Source organism: Bradyrhizobium sp. A5 (assembly GCF_042076515.1).
In the GTDB taxonomy this organism is placed as follows: Bacteria; Pseudomonadota; Alphaproteobacteria; order Rhizobiales; family Xanthobacteraceae; genus Bradyrhizobium; species Bradyrhizobium cosmicum.
The window spans coordinates 4101063-4122262 of the sequence record NZ_CP148990.1 but is presented as its reverse complement, the minus strand read 5'-3'; the positions used below and the strand labels follow the sequence as shown (position 1 = coordinate 4122262).

General features: G+C 66.1%; 19 protein-coding genes. 11 read left to right on the top strand and 8 right to left on the bottom strand.

The window, feature by feature from the left end; genetic code table 11:
* Positions 1-33 precede the first annotated feature (33 nt).
* Together WHZ77_RS19920 and WHZ77_RS19915 are read left to right on the top strand one after the other, a co-directional pair.
* Complete coding sequence (locus WHZ77_RS19920) at positions 34-951, top strand: SDR family NAD(P)-dependent oxidoreductase (protein ID WP_375309490.1); 918 nt, start codon at positions 34-36, stop codon at positions 949-951.
* Between the two features lie 147 nt (positions 952-1098).
* The gene (locus WHZ77_RS19915; protein ID WP_375309489.1) at positions 1099-2331 is read left to right on the top strand and encodes an NAD(P)/FAD-dependent oxidoreductase; all 1233 of its coding nucleotides are present in this window, start codon (positions 1099-1101) and stop codon (positions 2329-2331) included.
* Positions 2332-2501: 170 nt separating this feature from the next.
* Here WHZ77_RS19915 and WHZ77_RS19910 read toward each other — a convergent pair whose 3' ends face one another.
* The 3 genes from WHZ77_RS19910 to WHZ77_RS19900 all read right to left on the bottom strand — a co-directional run bounded on the left by WHZ77_RS19910 (position 2502) and on the right by WHZ77_RS19900 (position 5951).
* Positions 2502-3581, bottom strand: a complete 1080-nt coding sequence (locus WHZ77_RS19910; RefSeq protein ID WP_375309488.1) for an alanine racemase — start codon at positions 3579-3581, stop codon at positions 2502-2504.
* 64 nt (positions 3582-3645) lie between these two features.
* On the bottom strand, positions 3646-5457 hold the full coding sequence (locus WHZ77_RS19905; RefSeq protein WP_375309487.1) for an ABC-F family ATP-binding cassette domain-containing protein: 1812 nt from the start codon (positions 5455-5457) through the stop codon (positions 3646-3648).
* A gap of 2 nt (positions 5458-5459) precedes the next feature.
* On the bottom strand, positions 5460-5951 hold the full coding sequence (locus tag WHZ77_RS19900; protein WP_375309486.1) for a YaiI/YqxD family protein: 492 nt from the start codon (positions 5949-5951) through the stop codon (positions 5460-5462).
* A gap of 107 nt (positions 5952-6058) precedes the next feature.
* On the opposite strand from WHZ77_RS19900, the gene WHZ77_RS19895 reads away from it, so the two are divergent.
* Positions 6059-6859 (top strand): hypothetical protein, encoded by an 801-nt coding sequence (locus tag WHZ77_RS19895; protein ID WP_375309485.1) that lies wholly within the window; start codon positions 6059-6061, stop codon positions 6857-6859.
* Between the two features lie 138 nt (positions 6860-6997).
* On the opposite strand, the gene WHZ77_RS19890 is transcribed toward WHZ77_RS19895, so the two are convergent.
* Positions 6998-9370 (bottom strand): xanthine dehydrogenase family protein molybdopterin-binding subunit, encoded by a 2373-nt coding sequence (locus WHZ77_RS19890; RefSeq protein WP_375309484.1) that lies wholly within the window; start codon positions 9368-9370, stop codon positions 6998-7000.
* Between the two features lie 211 nt (positions 9371-9581).
* Between WHZ77_RS19890 and WHZ77_RS19885 the strand changes: the two genes are divergently transcribed.
* The 3 genes from WHZ77_RS19885 to WHZ77_RS19875 are packed head-to-tail and all read left to right on the top strand — an operon-like array spanning position 9582 to position 12110.
* Entirely contained in the window at positions 9582-10655 is a 1074-nt protein-coding gene (locus tag WHZ77_RS19885) for a Ppx/GppA phosphatase family protein (protein WP_375309483.1), read from the top strand.
* A 1-nt stretch (position 10656) separates the two neighbouring features.
* On the top strand, positions 10657-11337 hold the full coding sequence (locus WHZ77_RS19880) for an RlmE family RNA methyltransferase (RefSeq protein ID WP_375309482.1): 681 nt from the start codon (positions 10657-10659) through the stop codon (positions 11335-11337).
* A 59-nt stretch (positions 11338-11396) separates the two neighbouring features.
* Positions 11397-12110 (top strand): alanyl-tRNA editing protein, encoded by a 714-nt coding sequence (locus tag WHZ77_RS19875; RefSeq protein ID WP_375309481.1) that lies wholly within the window; start codon positions 11397-11399, stop codon positions 12108-12110.
* Between the two features lie 33 nt (positions 12111-12143).
* Here WHZ77_RS19875 and WHZ77_RS19870 read toward each other — a convergent pair whose 3' ends face one another.
* A complete protein-coding gene (locus WHZ77_RS19870; RefSeq protein ID WP_375309480.1) occupies positions 12144-13634 on the bottom strand; it encodes a DHA2 family efflux MFS transporter permease subunit in 1491 nt (496 codons plus the stop codon).
* A 445-nt stretch (positions 13635-14079) separates the two neighbouring features.
* Between WHZ77_RS19870 and guaB the strand changes: the two genes are divergently transcribed.
* The 3 genes from guaB to WHZ77_RS19855 all read left to right on the top strand — a co-directional run bounded on the left by guaB (position 14080) and on the right by WHZ77_RS19855 (position 17321).
* Entirely contained in the window at positions 14080-15573 is a 1494-nt protein-coding gene (gene guaB, locus WHZ77_RS19865) for an IMP dehydrogenase (RefSeq protein WP_375309479.1), read from the top strand.
* 254 nt (positions 15574-15827) lie between these two features.
* Positions 15828-16850, top strand: a complete 1023-nt coding sequence (locus WHZ77_RS19860; RefSeq protein ID WP_375309478.1) for an NADP-dependent oxidoreductase — start codon at positions 15828-15830, stop codon at positions 16848-16850.
* A 174-nt stretch (positions 16851-17024) separates the two neighbouring features.
* Complete coding sequence (locus WHZ77_RS19855) at positions 17025-17321, top strand: hypothetical protein (RefSeq protein WP_375309477.1); 297 nt, start codon at positions 17025-17027, stop codon at positions 17319-17321.
* Positions 17322-17330: 9 nt separating this feature from the next.
* On the opposite strand, the gene WHZ77_RS19850 is transcribed toward WHZ77_RS19855, so the two are convergent.
* Together WHZ77_RS19850 and WHZ77_RS19845 are read right to left on the bottom strand one after the other, a co-directional pair.
* Positions 17331-18173: a metallophosphoesterase family protein gene (locus WHZ77_RS19850; RefSeq protein WP_375309476.1), complete on the bottom strand. Its 843-nt coding sequence runs from the start codon at positions 18171-18173 to the stop codon at positions 17331-17333.
* Positions 18174-18242: 69 nt separating this feature from the next.
* A complete protein-coding gene (locus WHZ77_RS19845; protein WP_375309475.1) occupies positions 18243-18857 on the bottom strand; it encodes an acriflavin resistance protein in 615 nt (204 codons plus the stop codon).
* Positions 18858-19013: 156 nt separating this feature from the next.
* Here WHZ77_RS19845 and WHZ77_RS19840 point away from each other — a divergent pair, with 156 nt between their 5' ends.
* Entirely contained in the window at positions 19014-19385 is a 372-nt protein-coding gene (locus WHZ77_RS19840) for an MAPEG family protein (protein ID WP_375309474.1), read from the top strand.
* A gap of 9 nt (positions 19386-19394) precedes the next feature.
* Entirely contained in the window at positions 19395-20696 is a 1302-nt protein-coding gene (locus WHZ77_RS19835; protein WP_375309473.1) for an RsmB/NOP family class I SAM-dependent RNA methyltransferase, read from the top strand.
* A 218-nt stretch (positions 20697-20914) separates the two neighbouring features.
* On the opposite strand, the gene WHZ77_RS19830 is transcribed toward WHZ77_RS19835, so the two are convergent.
* Positions 20915-21124, bottom strand: a complete 210-nt coding sequence (locus WHZ77_RS19830; RefSeq protein WP_015686739.1) for a cold-shock protein — start codon at positions 21122-21124, stop codon at positions 20915-20917.
* Between the last annotated feature and the right edge of the window lie 76 nt (positions 21125-21200).

Here is a 21200-nt window from a genome sequence, read left to right as displayed (position 1 = left end):
GCCATGACGAAATAGCATCCAGGAAGCACACTCATGGCAATCAGGTTCGACGGACGTGTCGCCATCGTCACCGGCGCGGGCAATGGTCTGGGACGCGCGCACGCGCTGGGATTGGCGAGCCGCGGCGCAAAGGTCGTGGTCAACGATTTCGGTGGCGCACGCGACGGCAGCGGCGGCTCGCTGTCGCCGGCGGAAACCGTGGTCGAGGAGATCCGCAAGGCGGGCGGCACCGCGATGGCCGACGGCGCCGACGTCTCGAATTTCGAGCAGGTCACCGCGATGGTCGCCCGCGCCACCAAGGAGTGGGGCAGCGTCGACCTGATGTGCGCCAATGCCGGCATCCTGCGCGACAAGTCGTTCGGCAAGATGGAAGCCGCCGATTTCCAGAAGGTGCTCGACGTGCACCTCGTCGGCACCTTCTACTGCTGCAAGGCGGTCTGGGCCGGCATGCGCGAGCGCAACTACGGCCGCATCGTGCTGACGACCTCGTCCTCCGGCCTCTACGGCAATTTCGGCCAGGCCAATTACGGCGCGGCGAAATCAGGCATGGTCGGCCTGATGAACGTGCTGGCCGAGGAAGGCCGCAAGACCAACATCCGCGTCAACACTATCTCGCCGACGGCGGCGACCCGCATGACCGAAGAGCTGCTGCCGCCGCAGGCGCTGCAATTGATGAAGCCGAACGCGATCACGCCCGCGGTCGAGTACATGCTGAGCGAGGACGCGCCGACCCGCACCATCATGGGCGCTGGCGCCGGCTCCTTCGCGGTGATCAAGATCCTGGAGAGCGAGGGTATCAACCTGCCGGAGTCAGATTGGACGCCGGACGCGGTCGCCGCGCATTTTGCCGAGATCAGCGACATGTCCAAGGCGAGGGCGCTGCAGGGCGCGTTCGAGCAGACACAGAAATACGTGGCCCAGGCGGCGGCACGGGCGGGCATCAAGCTGTAGCTCCACTGTCATTCCGGGGCGCGCGTAGCGCGAACCCGGAATCCATTGCGCTACAGAAACGGCCGCCTATTGGATTCCGGGCTCGCGCCAAGTGGCGCGCCCCCGGAATGACGAGCTAGGCGAGAGAATCTGGCCTAAACTCCCGCCATGACTCCACCTGAAACCCACGTCGCCGTCATCGGTGCAGGTCCCGCCGGCCTGATGGCGGCGGAGATGCTGGCGCAGGGCGGCGCTCGCGTCATCGTCTACGACGCGATGCCGTCGGCCGGCCGCAAATTTCTGATGGCCGGCCGCGGCGGGCTCAACCTCACCCACAGCGAGCCACTCGCGGATTTCCTTGCCCGCTACCGGGAAGCGATGCCGCATCTGCGCGCCGTCATCGAGGCGTTTCCGCCCGATGCGCTACGCGACTGGAGCGCCGCACTTGGACAGGTGACCTTCGTCGGCAGCAGCGGACGTGTGTTTCCAAAAACGTTCAAGTCCTCGCCATTGTTGCGCGCCTGGCTGCGGCGGCTCGATGCGGCAGGCGTGCAATTCGCGTTTCGGCATCGCTGGACCGGATGGGACGCGCAGGGGCGGCTTACATTCCAAACACCCGACGGCAGGCTTGCGATCGACGCCAAGGCAACCGTGCTCGCGCTCGGCGGCGCGAGCTGGCCGCGGCTTGGGTCGGATGGTGGCTGGGTCGAACTCCTCGCGGCAAAGGGCATTGCCATCTCGAAGCTAAGGCCGGCCAATTCCGGCTTCACGGTCGCGTGGTCCGACGTCTTCCGGGAGCGTTTTGAAGGCCAGCCGCTCAAGGGCGTGGCGCTCACGATCGGATCACACAAGGTGCGCGGAGAGGCGATGATCACGCGCAGCGGCCTCGAAGGCGGCGCGATCTATGCGCTGTCGGCGGAGCTGCGCGAGGCGGTGCTGGGTCTGGGGCACGCGACGCTGATGATCGCCTTGCGGCCCGATCTCGACACGACTGCCCTGACCACGCGGCTATCGGGGACGCGCGGCAAGCAGTCGCTCGCCAACTTCCTGCGCAAGGCGGCGCAGCTGTCGCCGGTCGGCATCGGCCTCATGCAGGAAGCCGCCATCGCATCTGGACGTCCACTGGCATCGTTCTCGCCGGCCGATCTGGCGCACCTGATCAACGCGATCCCGGTTCAGCTCACCGGCGTCGCTCCGATCGATCGTGCGATCTCGACCGCGGGAGGGATCAGCTTCGACGCGCTCGACGACCGCTTCATGCTGCGCAAGCTGCCCGGCGTGTTCGCCGCCGGCGAGATGCTGGACTGGGAGGCACCGACCGGCGGCTATCTGTTGCAGGCGTCGTTCGCGACGGGGGCTGCGGCGGGCAGGGGCGTGCTGGCGTGGTCGAAGCGGTCATAGAACGCCGCCGCCCTTCGAGGCCTCCGCTTCGCTCCGGCACCTCAGGGTGACGGCTACGAGGGAGCGGTATTGCAGCGACAGACTAATGAGAGCGTCATCCTGAGGTGCGAGGTTTCCGGTGCGAAAGCGCCGGAAGCCGAGCCTCGAAGGATGCGCGGGCCCTCCTGCGTCTACCTCAGCTTCCCCCGTGCCGACACCGGCAGCGTGCCGATGATCTCCTCGCCGCGCACCATCACCACCTCGTCCATCATGTTGACGACGACGCAGACATGGTTCGGCACGACGCGGACGACATCGCCGACGTTCGGACGCGTATTGCTGCGGGAGAGGTCGAGAAAGCCGTGCTCCTCGGCAAAGCGCGCGATCTTGGCTTCGGGGTGTTCGAGGATCAGGCCGTGGCCGTCGAGCCCGCCGGTGTCCGTGGTCAGCGTCTTGGAGCCGGCGTCGAGAATGCCGCGCTCGGGCGCGGCGCGGCTCACCACCGTGGAATAGATGTGCAATGCGCAGTCATCCCAGGTCGCAGAGCCGGCGGCGACCTGCATGCGGTCGTTGTAGATATAGGTGCCGAAGCGATGCTCGGTGCCGCCCTTGAGCTTGCCGATGTTCTTCAGGTTCGGCGTGCCGCCGGTCGAGACGATCGTCGCCTCCAGCCCGTGCGCGCGGACGCCGGCCAGCGCCTCGTCGTAGAATTTCTGCGCGTCGGCCCAGCCGGTCTCGGTCGGATACAGCATGAAGCCGGCGAAGTGCAGTCCCTTGGACGCGGCAATCTCGCGCGCCAGCGCGATCGCTTCCGCCGGTGTCTCGACGCCGGCGCGCTTGCGCCCCGTATCGCATTCGACCACGACCGAGAGCGGTCGGCCTGACGCCGCGGCGGCCTTCGGCAGGCCCGCGACGACGGTCGCATTGTCGGCGGCGACCGTCATGTTCGCCTTCGCCTGCAGCGCACCGAGCCGCGCCATCTTCTCTTCGCCGAGCAGATTGTAGCTGATCAGGATGTCGTCGATGCCGGCATTGGCCATGATCTCGGCCTCGCCGAGCTTCTGGCAGGTGATGCCCTTGGCGCCGGCCGCAATCTGCATCTTCGCGATCGTCGGGTTCTTGTGCGTCTTGATGTGCGGCCGGTTGGCGATGCCAGCATCGTCGCAGGCCTTCTGGATCCGAGCGATGTTGCGCTCGACCTTGTCCATGTCGATGACGGCGCAGGGCGTGCCGTATTCGCGGGCGATCTTGGCGGCGAGGGGAGTGGTCATGGAAGTCTCTTAGTTGGCGCGCATTCTGATCGCAAAACCGGTGCCCACTTTTGCGGAATGCGCGCTAGGCCTGTTCAATCTCTTCGCGGAGCATTTCCAGTTCGAGCCAGCGCTCCTCGGCGGCGGACAGTTCTTCATGCGCCTTGGCGATGGCGGCAGACGTATCGTCGAATTTCTTGCGGTCCTTGGTATAGAGGCCGGGATCGTCGAGCACGCGTTGCAGCCTGGCGATATCTGCCTGCAATTTTTCCATCGTCTTCGGCAGGGTGTCCAGCGCGTGCTTTTCGTTGAAGCTCAGCTTGCGCTTGGCTACGGATGCGGGAGCGGTGGATCGCTCTTCCTTCTTGTCCGCGCTCGGCTGCGCCTTCGCGGTCTCGCGCTTCAGGTCTGCGCCGCGCTGGATTAGCATGTCGCTGTAGCCACCGGCATATTCGGTCCACTTGCCGTTGCCCTCCGGCGCGATGACTGACGTCACGACGCGGTCGAGGAAGTCGCGGTCATGACTGATCAGGATCACTGTGCCCTCGTAATCGCCGAGCATGTCTTCGAGTACGTCGAGGGTTTCGAGATCGAGATCGTTGGTCGGCTCGTCCAGCACCAGCAGGTTCGAAGGCTTTGCCAGCGCGCGTGCCAGCATCAGCCGGCCGCGTTCACCGCCCGAGAGCACCTCCACCGGCGTGCCGCGCTGCTCCTGCGCGAACAGAAAGTCCTTCATGTAGCCGACAACATGCTTCGGTTTGCCGCCGACCATGATCTGGTCGCCGCGGCCGCCGGTGAGCGCCTCCGCCAGCGTCGACTTGGGATCGAGGCTTTCGCGGTGCTGGTCGAGCGTGGCCGTCTCCAGATTGGCCCCAAGCCGCACGGTGCCGGTATCAGGCTGCATGCCGCCGGTAAGCAGATTGACCAGCGTGGTCTTGCCGGCGCCGTTCGGCCCGATGATGCCGATCCGGTCGCCGCGCTGGATGCGGGTGGAGAAATTGTCGACGATCATGCGCTCACCATAGGCCTTGGTGATGCCCTTGGCTTCGATCACCAGTTTGCCGGACTGATCCGCCTCGGCCGCGGCGAGACTGGCGGTGCCGGCGGTGCCGCGATAGTTGCGCCGCTGGTCGCGCAACGCATGCAGATTGCCGAGCCGCTTGACGTTGCGCTTGCGGCGACCGGAGACGCCGTGGCGCAGCCAGTGCTCCTCGTCGACGATCTTGCGGTCGAGCTTGTGCTGGTCGCGCTCTTCTTCCGCCAGCACCTCGTCGCGCCAGCTCTCGAACGAGGCAAAGCCGCGGTCGATCTGCTTGATCTTGCCACGATCGAGCCAAGCCGTGGAGCGGGAGAGATTGGTGAGGAAGCGGCGGTCATGGCTGATGATCACCAGCGCGCTGCGGCGGCTGTCGAGCTCCTTTTCCAGCCACTCGATGGTGGCGAGATCGAGATGGTTGGTCGGCTCGTCCAGCAGCAATATGTCGGGCGAGGGCGCCAGCACATAGGCCAGGGCCGCACGGCGCGCCTCGCCGCCCGAGAGGTTGTGCGGGTCCTCGTCGCCGCTGAGGCCAAGCTGCTCCAGCAGATAGCGCGCCTGATAGGAATCGTCGCCGGGCGCGAGCCCGGATTCGACATAGCCGAGCGTGGTCTTGTGCTCGCCGAAATCTGGCTCCTGCGGCAGATAGCGGACGGTGGCACCGGGCTGCACGAAGCGCGTGCCGCCGTCGGGCTCGACCAGGCCGGCCGCGATCTTGAGCAGCGTCGACTTGCCGGAGCCGTTGCGGCCGATCAGGCAGACCCGCTCGCCGGCCGCGACGTTGAGCTCGACGCCTGACAGCAACGGCGTGCCGCCGAAGGTCAGCTTGATGTCTTTCAGTTGGATCAGCGGCGGCGCCATCGTCAGCCCTGACTCGTTGCGGCCTGATCGGCGCGGCGGCGCTGGATCCGGCGCAGCGTCTGGTCGAGCGCGGAGAGGAAGGCCGAGCGGTCGCGTGGCGCGAACGACCGCGGGCCGCCCGTGACTTCACCGGCCGAGCGCAGATCGGTCATCAGATTGCGCACCGCCAGCGTCATCCCGATTGATTCTTCCGTGAACGGCTTGCCGTTCGGCGCGATCACGTCGGCGCCCGCCTTCACGCAGCGGCTGGCCAGCGGAATGTCGGAGGTGACGACGACGTCGCCGGGCTTGACCCGCTCCACGATCCAGTCGTCGGCGGCATCCATGCCGGCGCCCGCCGCGATGCGCTCGATCAGCGGATCCTGTGGCACGCGGATGAAGTTGCCGGCGACCACGCTCACGGGCACGCCGTGCCGGAGCGCGACGCGGTAGATCTCGTCCTTGACCGGGCAGGCGTCGGCGTCGACATAGATACGGGTGGGGGTGTCAGTCATTCGCGGCGTGGTACCCCATTCGGGCCCCAAAGGCGAGGGGATTGACCCGTGTTCCCCGGGGCCTACCATCGGCCTCGAAGCAACAAGAATCCAGGGATGGTCCGCCAATGCCGAGCCGGCTCGAAACCTACCGCGTCGAGGCCTACAACACTGCCAAGCAATCCGAAAACAAGATGCACGACGACAGCGTGGCGCGCCGTTTCGGCTTTTCCGGCGGGCTGGTCCCCGGCGTCGACGTCTTCGCCTACATGATGCACGTGCCGGTCGCGCGCTGGGGCCGCGATTTCCTCAGCCACGGGCTGATCGAGGCCCGCTTCATCAAGCCGGTCTATGACGGCGAAACCGCCGACGTCGACGCGACCGAGCACGACGGCCAGCTCACGATCGAGGTGTTCAGCCGCACCGAGCTCTGCGCCACCGGGACAGCGTCGCTGCCGGCGGCTGCGCCCGTGGTTTCGTTGAGCGACTATGTCGAGGTGCCCGCGGTGGCCGAGCGCAAGCCGGTCGGTCCCGCGACCTTCGAGACCGGCAAATGGCTCGGCACGATGCCGCGCCGATGGATCGGGCAGGACGCGGCCGATTATCTCGCCGATATCAGGGAGACCGATCCGATTTTCGCGCGCGAGGGATTTGGCCATCCCGGCCTCATCCAGCGCGTGATGAACCGCGTGCTGGTCGACAATACCATTCTGGGCCCGTGGATCCACGTCGGCAGCCGCATGCAGCTGCTGTCGGCCGCGCGCGTCGGCGACGAGATCACCGCACGCGCGAAGGTCACCGCGACCTACGAGAAGAAGGGCCACCGCTTCGTCGAGCTCGACGCGCTGGTGGTCGCCAACGGCACGACGCCGCTCGCGCACTGCCAGCACACCGCGATCACCCAGCCGCGCGAGCAGGCGGTGGCGTAGGCGGAAGTAGGCACATCGTCACCACGTCGTCATGCCCGGGCTAAACACTTGTCCCGGGCATCCACGTTCTTCGTGCATCGAGGCAAGGCGTGGATGGCCGGGACAAGCCCGGCCATGTCGGCAGAGAAAGAAAGTCCCTTACGCCGCCTTCCCCTTCGCGTCCTGGATCGCGCGCCACACCCGCTCCGGGGTCAGCGGCATGTCGATGTGCTTGATGCCGTAATCGGAGAGCGCGTCGACCACCGCGTTCACGACGGTCGACAGGCTGCCGGCGCAGCCGGCTTCGCCGCAGCCCTTGCTGCCGAGCGGATTGGTCGTGGCCGGCACCGGGTGATCGCCGACCGTCATGTTCGGCACGTCCTCGGCGCGGGGCAGCGCGTAGTCCATCAGCGAGCCCGTGATTGGCTGCCCGCTCTCGTCGTAGCGGACTTGCTCCATCAGCGCCTGGCCGATGCCCTGGACCACGCCGCCATGGAGCTGGCCCGCGACCAGCATCGGGTTGATCACCGTGCCGAAATCGTTGACCGCGCTGTAGCGCACGATCTGGACCACGCCGGTGTCAGGGTCGATCTCGACCTCGGCGACGTGGCAGCCGTTCGGGAACGCCGACGGCACCGGCTCGCTGGTGTGGTCGACGTCGAGAGAGTCAGGCACGCCGTCCGGCGCCTTGCCGTCGTGCAGGCGCTTGGCCAGCTCCATGATGTCGATGCTGCGGTCGGTGCCGGCGATGGTGAAGCTGCCGTCGGCGAACTCGATGTCGGCCTCGGACGCTTCGAGCATGTGCGCAGCGGCGCGCTTGCCCTTTTCGATGACCAGCTTCGAGGCCTCCACGATGGCCTGCCCGCTCGCGGTGATCGAGCGCGAGCCGCCGGTGCCGTTGCCGGTGTGGACGATATCGCTGTCGCCCTGCACCAGCTTGACGCTGTCGAAGGGCACACCGAGTTGCGAACAAAGCACCTGCGCGAATGCGGACGCGTGGCCCTGGCCATAATCGAGCGTACCGGTGATCAGCTGCACGCTGCCGTCGGGATCGAACACGATCTTGCCGAGCTCGGGGCTCGGCGGCGCGGTGACCTCGAGATAGGAGCCCACGGCGATGCCGCGCAGCTTGCCAGTCTTCTTGCTCTCCTTCTTGCGCTTGGCGAAATTCTCGTGGTCGGAGATTTCCAGCGCCTTGTTGAAGACGGCCTGGAAGTCGCCGCTGTCATAGGTGACGCCGGAGGAGGCCGCGAACGGGATCTGGTTCGGCTTGATGAAGTTGCGCTTGCGCATGGTCAGCCGGTTGATGCCCATCTCGTCGGCTGCGCGGTCGATCAGCCGCTCCATGTAGTAGTTCGCCTCGGGCCGGCCGGCGCCGCGATAGGCGCCCATCAGCGTGGTGTTGGTCAGCACCGTCTTGATGTCGATGCCCATCAGCGGCGTGCGGTAGACGCTGGAGAAGTTCTTGCCGGTGTTGAGCGAGAGCGGGCCGGGCGCGACGCCGGTGATGTAGGCACCGAGATTGCCGTAGCCGGACAGCTTCGCCGCGAGGAAGTGCCCCTCGGCGTCGAGCGCCAGCTCGGCATGGATCTTCTGCGCGCGGCCGTGGCTGTCGGAGAGGAAGGCGGTCGAGCGCTCGTCGAGCCACTTCACCGGGCGTCCCAGCGCCTTGGCCGCGTACAGGATGCACATGTATTCGGGGTAGTTGACGTTCTTCATGCCGAAGGAGCCGCCGACATTGGCGGTGAGGATGCGGACCTTCTCGTTCGGCACTTTCAGGTTCTTGGCGAGGTTGGCGCGGTTGCCCGCGACGCCCTGCGTCGGCATCTGGATGGTGTAGCGCTCGGTGGTCTTGTCGTAGGAGGCCAGGCCGACGCGTGGTTCCATCGAGACCACGGCGACGCGGGTGTTCTCGATGTCAATCCTGGTAACGTGGGCCGCGCCTGCGAACGCTGCGTTGACCTTGTCCATGTCGCCGTAATGGTAGTCGAGCGCGACGTTGTTCGGGATGTGGTCGTAGAGCTGCGGTGCGCCGGGTTTTGCGGCTTCCTCGGGATCGGTCACGGCCGGCAGCGGCTCGATGTCGAGTTCAACGGCTTCGGCCGCGTCGCGGGCCTGCGCCAGCGTCTCGGCCACGACAAAGGCGACGGGATCGCCGACGAAGCGGACCTTGTCGGTCGCCAGCGGCTGGCGGTTCGTCTGGAGCAGGGGGGAGCCGTCGCGGTTCTTCAGCGGCAGGCCGCAGGTGAAGGGGCCGTAGCCGGCGGCGTCGAGGTCCTTGCCGGTCCACACCCCCAGCACGCCCGGCATCGCCTTGGCGGCATCAAGGCCGATGCCGCGGATCACGCCATGGGCATGGGTCGAGCGGACCACCACGGCATAGGCCTGGCCGGGCAGGTTGAAATCGTCGGTATAGCGGCCCTTGCCGCGCACCAGCGTGTCGTCTTCCTTGCGGCGGACCGGTTGCCCGACGCCGTATTTTTGCAGTGCAATAGCGTTTTCGAGCGTGGACGATTTGGTGTGTTCTTGCATGGAAATGACCTGAAAAGCCGGCAATTGCGCGTTTTGTGGGCGCTTGGGGGGACCGGGTCCCTTCAAATAACCCACCGCCTCGTTCACGACAACGCACGAATGGGCATGGTCCCATGTGATGCGTTGTTGCGCAGGACTGACGCGCTGCTAATGTTTCAGGCGAAAAAGCAATTCCAGATCGGCCCGAACCGGCCGCGGAAAGACAGTTTATATGAATGACCACACGCGGCTCCGCGACGGCCATGCGCCGCACGGTGGGCTCGAGGGGTCGATGGCGGCGGTGGCGTTGGCCCCCGAACCGGCTGTCGCCGCGCAAACGCCGGGAACCGGCGTCTACGCGGCGCTGGACCTCGGCACCAACAATTGCAGGCTCCTGATCGCCTCTCCGACCAGCGACGGCTTTCGCGTGGTCGATTCCTTCTCGCGCATCATCCGGCTCGGCGAGGGCGTCTCGGCAACCGGGTGCATCAGCGAGGCCGCGATCGAGCGCGCCATCGTGGCGCTCAGCATCTGCCGCGACAAGATCAACCTGCGGAGGGCGCGGCGGCTGCGGCTGATCGCGACCGAAGCCTGCCGCGCGGCCTCGAATGCGGAGGGGTTCCGCAGCCGCGTCGCGGCCGAGACCGGCATCGAGCTGGAGGTGATCGACCGCGAGACCGAGGCCTCGCTCGCCGTGCTCGGCTGCTCGCCGCTGGTCGATCCCAGGGGCAGGGGCGCGATCCTGTTCGACATCGGCGGCGGCTCGACCGAACTCGTGCGGATCGAGCGCGATCCGGAGAATCCGGAGCCGCGCATCAAGGCGTGGATGTCGATCCCGCTCGGCGTGGTCACGCTCGCCGAGCAGTTCGGCGGCCGCGACGTGACACCCGAGATCTATGCCGCGATGGAGCAGGAGGTCGCCAACCACGTGGCGCCGTTCGCCGAACAGCACGGCGGCGATCTCGCCGACATGCACCTGCTCGGCACCTCCGGCACCGTGACGACGCTGGCCGGCATTCATCTCAATCTCGTGCGCTATGATCGCCGCCGCATCGACAGCGTCTGGATGCACGATACCGACATCACCGCGACCATCAGCAAGCTGCTCGGCATGAGCTACGAGGAGCGCGCCGGCAACAGCTGCATCAGCGTCGAGCGCGCCGATCTCGTGCTCGCCGGCTGCGCCATCCTCGACGCGATCCGTCGCGCCTTCCCGCTGCCGCGCCTGCGCGTCGCCGACCGGGGCCTGCGCGAGGGCATGCTGGTCGAGATGATGCGCGAGGACGGCGCGCTCGGGAGCTGGTGAGATGGCCAAGGACACGACCGGCCGCTTGCACGTCCAGGTCAAGACCGGCGGCAAGCGCAAATTGTCGTCGAAGCTGTGGCTGGAGCGGCAGCTCAATGACCCCTATGTGGTCAAGGCGAAGGCGCTGGGCTATCGCTCGCGCGCCGCATTCAAGCTGCTCGAGATCGACGACAAATACCGGCTGCTGAAACACGGAATGTCGGTCGTCGACCTCGGCGCAGCGCCGGGCGGCTGGAGCCAGATCGCCGCTAAGCGGGTCGGCTCGATCGACGGCAAGGGCAAGGTCGTCGCGATCGATCTTCTTGATATGCCCGAGATCGCCGGCGTCGAGTTCGCGCAGCTCGACTTCATGGACAATGACGCCCCGGCGAAGCTGAACGCGATGCTCGGCGGCGGCGCCGACGTCGTGATGTCCGACATGGCCGCCAACACCACCGGCCACCGCAAGACCGACCAGCTTCGCATCGTCGGCCTGATCGAGACCGCCGCGGCGTTCGCCTGCGACGTGCTCAAGCCCGGCGGTACCTTCCTGGCCAAGGCGTTCCAGAGCGGCGCCGACGCCGAGCTGCTCGCCCAGCTCAAGCGCGACTTTGCGACCGTGCGCCATGTGAAGCCCGCAGCGAGCCGGCAGGACTCGTCGGAGCGGTACGTGCTTGCGACGGGATTTCGCGGCGGCAGCTGAGACCCGGCGGCCGTCCGGGGACGCGACGGCAAAGGCTTGGCGGAACGAAAGGAAACGTCATGCATCTTCTTTGCCAGGGCGCCCCTCAGGTGCTCGAACTGGAGGCAGATGTCCTCGACACCCGGCCTGGCGCGGTGCTTCTTGCTCAAACACCCGTATTCCCGGGAGGCGGAGGCCAACTCCCCGACAGGGCGTCCATCCAATGGAGCAAAGGCGAAGCGGATATCCGCGCCTTGAAGTCTGACGAGCGGGGCTGGTGGCACGAATTCGACGGCGAAGCCGAGATATTCGGTCCCGTCCACGTCTCGGTAAACGCAGCCTTTCGCCGCCTCATGTGCGAGCTGCACACGCTCGCCCATGTCACCAACAGCGTGGTGTTTCAGAACTTCGGCGGAGCCTTGCTCACCGGCGCGCAGCTTTCGGCGGACGGAACGTTCCGGATCGATTTCGATCTGACCGGTTCGGAAGCGGACAGGCTTCGCGCTCTGGCTGATCCGATCAACGACGTTATCCGGCAGGATCTTCCGATCCGGACATATCAGATGCGCTGGGACGAAGCCAATTCCGTTCCCGGTCTCTTTCGCAGCAAGAGTGTGTCGCCTCCGCGTCAGGCGGACGGCAACGTCCGCATTGTCGAGATAGGAGATCTCGACCGGCAGGCATGTGGGGGAACGCATCTCGGTTCGACCGGGCAAACGCGGCCGGTGCGCATTCTCAAGGTCGACAACAAGGGACGTCAAAACCGGCGCATCAAGGTCGGCTTCGTCGACTAGGGAGCGGGGCCGCCGTCAAAATGGCGGCAGGTGCTACCCCAGCCGCTGATCCCGCACGTCCTGCGTATCTTCCGTCGCGGTCTTGACGGCGGCGCTTGCCGCGCTCTTCGCCGCGCCCTTGCGGCTGGAAATATCCCCCACCTTGCGGCCGGAGATCTCGTGGCCGGCGTCCGCGGGCATCTGCCAGAAGAACCAGCTCGATGCCGCCGAGGTCAGCGCCACCACGACGAAGGCGGGGGCGAACACGGTGGCGTTGAGCTCGCTGACATGGCTGAGCCACATCGTCGTCTCGACCGAGGCCGCGCCGACGGCGACGCCGGCGGAGACCGCGAGCTGCTGGTTGACGCTGACCAGCGTGGTGGCGCGGCTCATCTGCGCGGTCTCGACCTCGGCATAGGCCACTGTGTTGATCGCTGTGAACTCCAGCGAGCGGAAGAAGCCGCCGACCACCAGGATCACCATGATGATGAGCAGCGGCGTGGTCACGGTGAACAGTGCGCAGACGCCGAGGAAGACCGCGCTGACGATCGCATTCACCGTCATCAGATTGCGGAAGCCGAAGGTGCGGATGATGCGTGCCGCCAGCGCCTTCATGCCCATGGCGCCGAGCGAGGAGCCAAACGTGACGAGGCCCGACTTGAACGGCGACAGCCCGAAGCCGATCTGCATCAAGAGCGGCAGCAGGAACGGCAGTGCGCCGATGCCGAGCCGGAACAGGAATCCGCCGAGCACGGCCGCGCGCAGCGTCGGCAGGTTCAGCAGCGAAAAATCCAGTACCGGCGATCCGGTCCGCCGGGCATGGATGACGTAGAGCGTCATCGAGATCGAGCCGCCGACGACCAGCGCCGCGACCGTGCTCCACGGCAGCAGGTTGAGGCCGGCCACCGACAGGCCGAAGGCAATGCCCGCAAGCCCGAGCCCGGCGAGCACCATGCCGTAGAGATCGAACGGCTCGCGTTCCTCGCTCTTGATCGGGTCGATGAACTTCAGCGCCATGAAGATGCCGAGCAGCCCGATCGGGATGTTGATCAGGAAGATCCAGTGCCACGACGCGTAGGTGGTGATGAAGCCGCCGAGCGGCGGGCCGATCACGGGACCGATCAGCGCGGGGACCGTCACCCAGGCCATGGCATTGACCAGCGCGCTCTTGTCAACCGAGCGCAGCAGCACGAGGCGCCCGACCGGCGTCATCATCGCCCCACCCATGCCCTGGAGGATGCGCGCGAACACGAAATCGGTGACCGAACTCGAGAGCGCGCAGCCGACCGAGCCGACCATGAACACGCCGACCGCGATCGCGAACACCATCCGCGCGCCGAACCGGTCGGCGGTCCAGCCGCTCGCCGGAATGAACACCGCCAGCGACAGCAGGTAAGAGGTGATCGCGAGCTTCAGCGTCAGCGGGCTGGTGCCGATGTCGGCGGCGATCGCCGGCAGCGAGGTGGCGATCACCGTCGAATCCATGTTTTCCATGAACAGGGCGGTGGCCACGATCAGCGGAATGACGCGTTGCTTGTCGACCATGACGGATTGGTAATGAAAATCAGAAGAGGGGTGGAGTTGCGGCTTACCACCACGACTCGGTCAGGACCATTGCGGATCGACGCATAGCACCTAAATCGCGCGTAACATCGGTGTGACCCTCTCTCGTCATTCCGGGGCGCACCACCTGGCGCGAGCCCGGAATCCATCGGGCCGCAGCGACCGCCGCGAAATGGATTCCGGGCTCGCGACTTCGTCGCGCCCCGGAATGACGGCGGGTGGAGGCCGGGGGCACGCTGAATTTACTTAAAAACCCTGTGCATGGCTGGCCAGCGATCCGAATTGCTTTGATTCGTCATCCGGCCGTGCTATCGACCCGCGTCAACCCCACCGATGGGCTCCGATTCTCCGGCGATGCCGCAAGGCACGCCGAGGGCGGCGCTCATCCATAGCTATTTGCGGCAGGGCCGCAGGAAGGAGTTGGCAAATGGCCACGGTGCAACTTCAAGGCATTCGCGAAGCTCTTACGTTCGACGACGTGCTGTTGAAGCCAGGCCTGTCGGACGTCATGCCGGGCGAAGTCGACATCCGCTCCCGCGTCACCCGCGTCATTCCGCTCAACATTCCGATCATGGCCTCCGCCATGGACACGGTCACCGAAGCCCGCATGGCGATCGCCATGGCGCAGGCCGGCGGCCTCGGCGTCATCCACCGCAATTTCGATCCGGAAGGGCAGGCCGCCCAGGTGCGGCAGGTCAAGCGCTACGAGTCGGGCATGGTGGTGAACCCGCTCACCATCAGCCCCGAGGCGACGCTCGACGACGCGCTCAAGCTGATGAGCGACCACGGCATCTCCGGCATTCCCGTCGTCACCGGCGCCGGCAAGTCCACGCCGGGCAAGCTGGTCGGCATTCTCACCAACCGCGACGTGCGCTTTGCCACCGACCGCAGGCAAAAAGTCTCCGAGCTGATGACGCATGAAGGTCTCGTCACGGTGCGAGAGAATGTCAGCCAGGACGAGGCGCGGCGGATGCTGCACCAGCATCGCATCGAGAAGCTGCTCGTCGTCGACGAGCAGTATCGCTGCGTCGGCCTCGTCACGGTGAAGGACATGGAAAAGGCGGTCGCTCATCCGCTCGCCTGCAAGGATGCGCAGGGCCGCCTGCGCGTCGCCGCTGCCACCACCGTCGGCGACACCGGCTTCGAGCGCACCGAGCGGCTGATCGATGCCGGCGTCGACCTCATCGTCGTCGACACCGCGCACGGCCATTCCCGCCACGTGCTGCATGCGGTGAACCGCATAAAGCGTCTGTCCAACTCGGTGCAGGTCGTTGCCGGCAACGTCGCCACCACCGAGGGCGCGCAGGCGCTGATCGATGCGGGCGCGGACTGCATCAAGGTCGGCATCGGCCCCGGCTCGATCTGCACCACGCGCATCGTCGCCGGCGTCGGCGTGCCCCAGCTCACCGCGATCATGGATGCGGTGGAAGCCGCGAAGAAGTCCGACATCCCCGTCATCGCCGACGGCGGCATCAAGTTTTCGGGCGACCTTGCCAAGGCGCTTGCCGCCGGCGCCGACATCGCGATGGTGGGCTCCCTGCTTGCCGGCACCGACGAGACGCCCGGCGAAGTCTTCCTGTGGCAGGGCCGGTCCTACAAAGCGTATCGCGGCATGGGATCGGTCGGCGCGATGGCGCGCGGCTCGGCCGACCGCTACTTCCAGCAGGACATCAAGGACACGCTCAAGCTCGTGCCTGAAGGCATCGAGGGCCAGGTGCCCTACAAGGGCGCGGTCGGTCACGTCATGCACCAGCTCGCCGGTGGCCTGCGCGCCGCGATGGGGTATGTCGGCGCCAAGGACATGAAGGAGCTGCACGAGAAGGCGAACTTCGTCCGCATCACCGGTGCCGGCCTGCGCGAAAGCCACGTCCACGACGTGACCATCACGCGCGAGAGCCCGAATTATCCGGGCGGAGGTTAGTCGCTTTCGCTCGATCGCTCCGCTCTCTCCTTCGTCATGGCCGGGCTTGACCCGGCCATCCACGTCTTGGCTCTCGCTCCACGGCTTGTGGATGCCCGGGTCAAGCCCGGGCATTACGACGAAGAGTGATGCACCAGATTTCTCAAAGTCGTCAGTCGACAGACATCAGCCGCACCGCCCTTGAGTCCTTTTGTATTGACGCGGCTACCTCCCTCCGCTTCCGTTCGCGGCGAAAGCAATCCGGAGGAAGCCCCATGTCCCAGGCAAAACGTATCGTTCTCGCCGCGCGTCCCGTCGGCGAACCAAAGCCGTCCGATTTCCGCACTGAGGAATTCGCTGTTCCGACGCCGGGGCAGGGCGAAGTCCTGCTGCGCACGATCTGGCTGTCGCTGGATCCGTACATGCGCGGGCGCATGAGCGACGGTCCGTCCTACGCGACGCCGGTGCCGGTCGGCGGTGTGATGGAAGCCGGTACGGTCTGCGAAGTCGCTGCGTCCAACAATCCGAACTTCGCCAAGGGCGACATCGTGCTCTCGCGCGCGGGCTGGCAGACCCATGCGATCTCGGACGGCAAGGGGCTCGCCAAGGTCGATCCGAAACTCGCGCCGATCTCGACCGCCATCGGCGTGCTCGGCATGCCCGGCATGACGGCGTACACAGGCCTGCTCGACATCGGCAAGCCGCAGGAAGGCCAGACCGTCGTCGTTGCCGGCGCCTCGGGGGCGGTCGGCTCGGCCGTCGGCCAGATCGCCAAGATCAAGGGAGCACGCGCGGTCGGCATCGCCGGCGGCAAGGACAAGTGCGACTACGTGGTGAAGGAGCTCGGCTTCGACGCCTGCCTCGACCATCGCGATCCCGATCTCGCCGCGAAGCTGAAGGAAGCCTGCCCGAAAGGCATCGACGTCTATTTCGAGAATGTCGGCGGTGCGGTGTTCGAGGCGGTGTTCCCGCTGCTCAATCCGTTCGCGCGCATTCCGGTCTGCGGCCTGATCGCCCATTACAACGACACCGAGTCCAAGCCGCCGAAATGGGCCGGCGCGATGATGCGTGCGATTCTGACCAAGCGGCTGAACTTCCGCGGCTTCATCGTCTCCGACTTCGCCTCGCGCCATGGCGACTTCCTGCGCGACATGTCGGGCTGGGTCCGCGACGGCAAGGTCAAGTACAAGGAGTTCGTTACCGAGGGACTGGACAGCGCGCCCGGCGCCTTCATCGGGCTCCTGAAGGGCGCCAATTTCGGCAAGCAGCTGGTGCGGGTCAGGCCGGACAAGGCTTAGTTGCCAAGGTTTGGCTGCAAGACCTGGTTGCAGATCGGCCACTCCCCGTGCGGGAGTGGTTAATAAAGAGTCACCGATCGGCCACACCTGCCCGCAAAAGCCGCAGGTGCGACCGGTCGTTCATTGACCTCGAAGCGAAGGCATTGAATCATCGCACATATTTCGGGTGTTGCGATGTTAGAGATCGGTATTTTCTGCGTCATTGTTCTGGCCGCCGGCTATTGGACGGCGATGTATGTCATGGGACGTCATGACGACGTCATTCATGGCAAGTTCGTGCACACCGACGACGAGGGCGCGCTCACGCAGCCCGCGATGCCGGTGCCTCCGCCGCCATTTCCGAAGCGTCCGCTCAAGGCCGCCGCGCCAGCCAATGTTCAGTCCGTGAAGGCTGAGGCAAAGCCGGTCAACAGCGACGCGCTGCAATCCTTGCTCGCCGCGATCCAGCAGGATCTCAAGAGCGTCGCCTGACGAGCGCGGTTAGTGCTCCCCACCCATCTGGGCGAACAACTCCTCGATATCGACATCGACCTGTCCGGCGGCGCGGATGTGGCGGACCTCGAAACTGTCGGGCTTGAAGCGGTATTCGACCAGGCCGACTTCCTTGATCGCGATGCGGTCCTGGCGGGCATCGTTGATCCTGAAGCCGGCCGACGGCGCCCAGACGTGGCGGGTGTGGCGAAAAGTGAAGTCGCGCCGTTGATGCACGTGGCCGCTGGCGATCAGGCGCAAATCGACGCCCGCGAACATCCCGATCAGCCGCGCGCGTGACGGCTGCGGCACGTAGCGGATCGAGGTCTCCGGCGTTTCGGGGTCGTCGGGCAAATTGAGGAACAGCGGCTTGTGCAGGAATAGCGCGACCGGCTTTCCGTTGGTCCGCGCGATCTCCCAGGACAGCCAGTCGAACTGCTCGGCCTCGAAGGCGAGCCCCGCATTCATCACCAGCGTGTTGAGGCCGATGAAGTGCCAGCCCGCTTCCTCGAACGACCAATGGTCTTCGCCGATGATGTCGCGAAACTGCTGGCGGTGGGCTTCGGTGACCGGCGGCTTGGGGGCCGGCCCGATTGCGGTCGGATTGTCGCCGATGTCGTGATTGCCTGGAATGTAGCGGCAGGCGACGGGCAGGGCGTCGTGCAGGCCCTTGGCGAATGCGACATCGTCGCGGCTGGTCGGTCCGTCGAACGAAACGTCGCCGGTGTTGACGACGAGATCGGGCCGATCGGCGTCGATGTGCTCACTGACACGGTGGAAGTTGGCGATCAGGCCGGGGAAGCGCCGGCCGAGATGGGTGTCGGAAATCTGCGTCAGGCGAAATTCGGACATGCGGTCAACTTACCCGGTGTCGCGCGTCGGAACGATGACGGTGCGGGCGTGCATCGCAATAAACAAAGTTTAAAACACGCGGTAGCGGATCGTGTAGGCGTCCTGCGGCGCAACTGCGCCCGCCACTGGCGAGGCGACGCGATCGGCGAGATGCCACGGGCTGAAGTCCTCCGAGCGGTGCGGCTCGGCGGGCGGGCGGATGCGGAATTCGAAGGTGTCCTTGCCGGGCAGGTTGACGGCCAGCACGCGGTCCGCGGTGCGATGGTTGAGCACCACCGCGCCACGCAGCAGCGCGCGGCCGTCGCCGAGCTCGCGCACGCCGTCGACCAGCGCCAGTGTCTGGTTGCGGTCAGTGTGCAGCTCGATCTGGGCATCGGACACCGCCGTCAGCGTCTCCCTGGGCATGCGGATCTCGAACTCGACGGCGGGCCTGGACGGGTTGAGGCTGAGATAGGCCAACGCGGCATGGCGCATGTCGTAGGCGGCAAAGGCGAACAGGACAATCGCGGCGAGCACGGCGAAGCCGTGCCTGACGACGTCGCGCCAGGTCCGGTAGCTCAAGCGGAAATACACTGTCATCGCCAGCGCCACGGCAAGCGCTGCCGCGATGCCCGAGATCGCCGACATCAGGATGCCGAGCCAGCCGTCAGCAGATTCGGTCCAGAGGCTGGTCAGGCTGGTCACGGCGGTCGTTCGCCTTGCGGCCCAAGGGCCAAAAATCGCTTTAACTAACGGGATTTGGTCGCGGGATCGGGAACACCGGTTCAACTGGTCGATTGTCAGCGCCTCTGGTCGCGGCTAATGACGGTCCGCGGCGTTCCGCGTCACGGGAAAGTTCCGATGTCCATTCAAATGGTTTTGCTGCCTGTCTTCGTGCAGGTCGGTCTCACCTTCGCGCTGCTGATCGGCGTGGTCTTCGGGCGCCGCAAGGCATCCAGCTCGGGCGAGGCCAGGAGCCCCGACATTGCGCTTGGCGAGTTCGAGCTGCCGGTGCTGTTCTATGCCCTGATCGCGTTGGCGCTCCCCTTGCGCCATGCCGATCTCTTCATCGTGCTGATGTCCTGGGTGTTCGTGGTGACGCGGTTTGCCCATGCCGGCGTCTTCGTCTCCTCCAACGACCTCCGCCGGCGCTCGACGGTCTGGCTCGCCGGCGTGCTCGTGCTGCTGGCGATGTGGATCTACTTCGCACTGAAGATGCTGTTGCTGATCTGAAAGATTCAAATGACTCCCGCTGCCCGGCTGTCCGCAGCCATCGAACTGATTGACACCATCGAGAAGGACCGCGTGCCCGCAGCCAAGGCGCTGAAGGAGTGGGGCACCGCGCACCGCTTCGCCGGCTCGGGCGACCGCGCCGCGATCGCCGGCCTCGTCTGGGACGTGCTGCGCCGCTATGCCTCGAGCGCCTGGCTGATGGATGCCGATACCGCGCGGGCGCGGCTGATCGGCATGCTCCGCCTCGAGCGCAACATGGATGCGGCCACCATGGCCGCTTTGTTCGACGGCAGCCGGTTCGCGCCGGCGCCGCTGACCGACGCCGAGCTGGCGGCGCTGGCCTCGCGTTCCCTGAAGGATGCCCCGGCCGCGATCGCCGGCGACTATCCCGAATGGCTCGATTCCCATCTGGCAAAAGCGTTCGGCGAGGACCGCGTTGCCGAAGCCGTCGCGATGGCGAGCCGGGCGCCGCTCGACCTTCGCGTCAACACGCTAAAGTCCAATCGCGACAAGGTGCTGCGCGGGCTTGCTCATCTTCATGCGAAACCGACGCCATGGTCCGTAAACGGCTTGCGCATCGAGCTTTCGGCCGATGCGCGCAACCCCGGCATCCAGGCCGAAGAGGATTTCATCAAGGGCGCCGTTGAAGTGCAGGATGAAGGATCGCAGCTTGCGGCCCAGCTCACCGCGGCAAAACCCGGCGAGCAGGTGATCGATCTCTGTGCAGGCGCCGGTGGCAAGACGCTGGCGCTGGCCGCGATGATGCAGGGCAAGGGCCGGCTGATCGCGACCGACAGCGACAAGCGCCAGCTCATGCCGATCCACGAACGCCTCTCGCGCGCCGGCGTCCACAACGCCGATGTCCGCACGCCCAAGGGCGAGGCCGATCCGCTGGCCGAGATCAGCGGCACCGCCGATCTCGTTGTCATCGACGCGCCCTGCACGGGAACCGGAACCTGGCGCCGCAACCCTGACGCCAAATGGCGCATGCGGCCGGGCGCGCTCGAGATCCGCCTGCGCGACCAGGCCGCGGTCCTGGATCGCGCCGTGCCGCTGGTCAAGGCGGGCGGCCGCATCGCCTACATCACCTGCTCGGTGCTGCCGGAGGAGAATGGCGAGCAGGTGCGGGCGTTCGTCGCGCGGCATCCCGAGTTCGCGGTCGTGCCGCCCGAGCAGACCGCGAGCGTGCTCTGGGACAAGGCGGAAGCGTTCGCGGACGCCGCGCTGCAGTCGCCGGAGGGCTGGCTGATGACGCCGCGGCGGACCGGGACGGACGGGTTTTTCGTGTCGGTGCTGAAGAAGGTGGGCTGATCTCGCTCCGCCGTCATTCCGGGGCTCGCGAAGCGAGAGCCCGGAATCCATTGAGCCGCAGAGACAGTCGCGCGATGGATTCCGGCATCGCCCTCCGGGCGCCCCGGAATGACGGAGGCGGCCGCCCAAAACAAAAGCCCCGAACCGGATCCCGGTCGCGGGGCTTTCTAATTCTTGCGTTCTGCCGGTACGTCCGTGGTCAGAACGGTGCGCGGGTATTAGCCGACGCGGAGATTGTCAGCCGACGACTTGCCGCTGCGGCGGTCGGCCACGATGTCGAACGAGACCTTCTGGCCCTCGTTGAGGGTCGAGAGGCCGGCGCGCTCGACAGCGCTGATGTGGACGAACACGTCCTTCTGGCCGTCATCCGGCTGGATGAAACCATAACCCTTTTGGGTGTTGAACCACTTCACGGTGCCCATAGCCATGGGAATTTCCTTTGTTAGAGATGGTACGCGCGGACCGGTACGCGTCGCTGCGCCCATGATCCTGTTCAGTCGATGT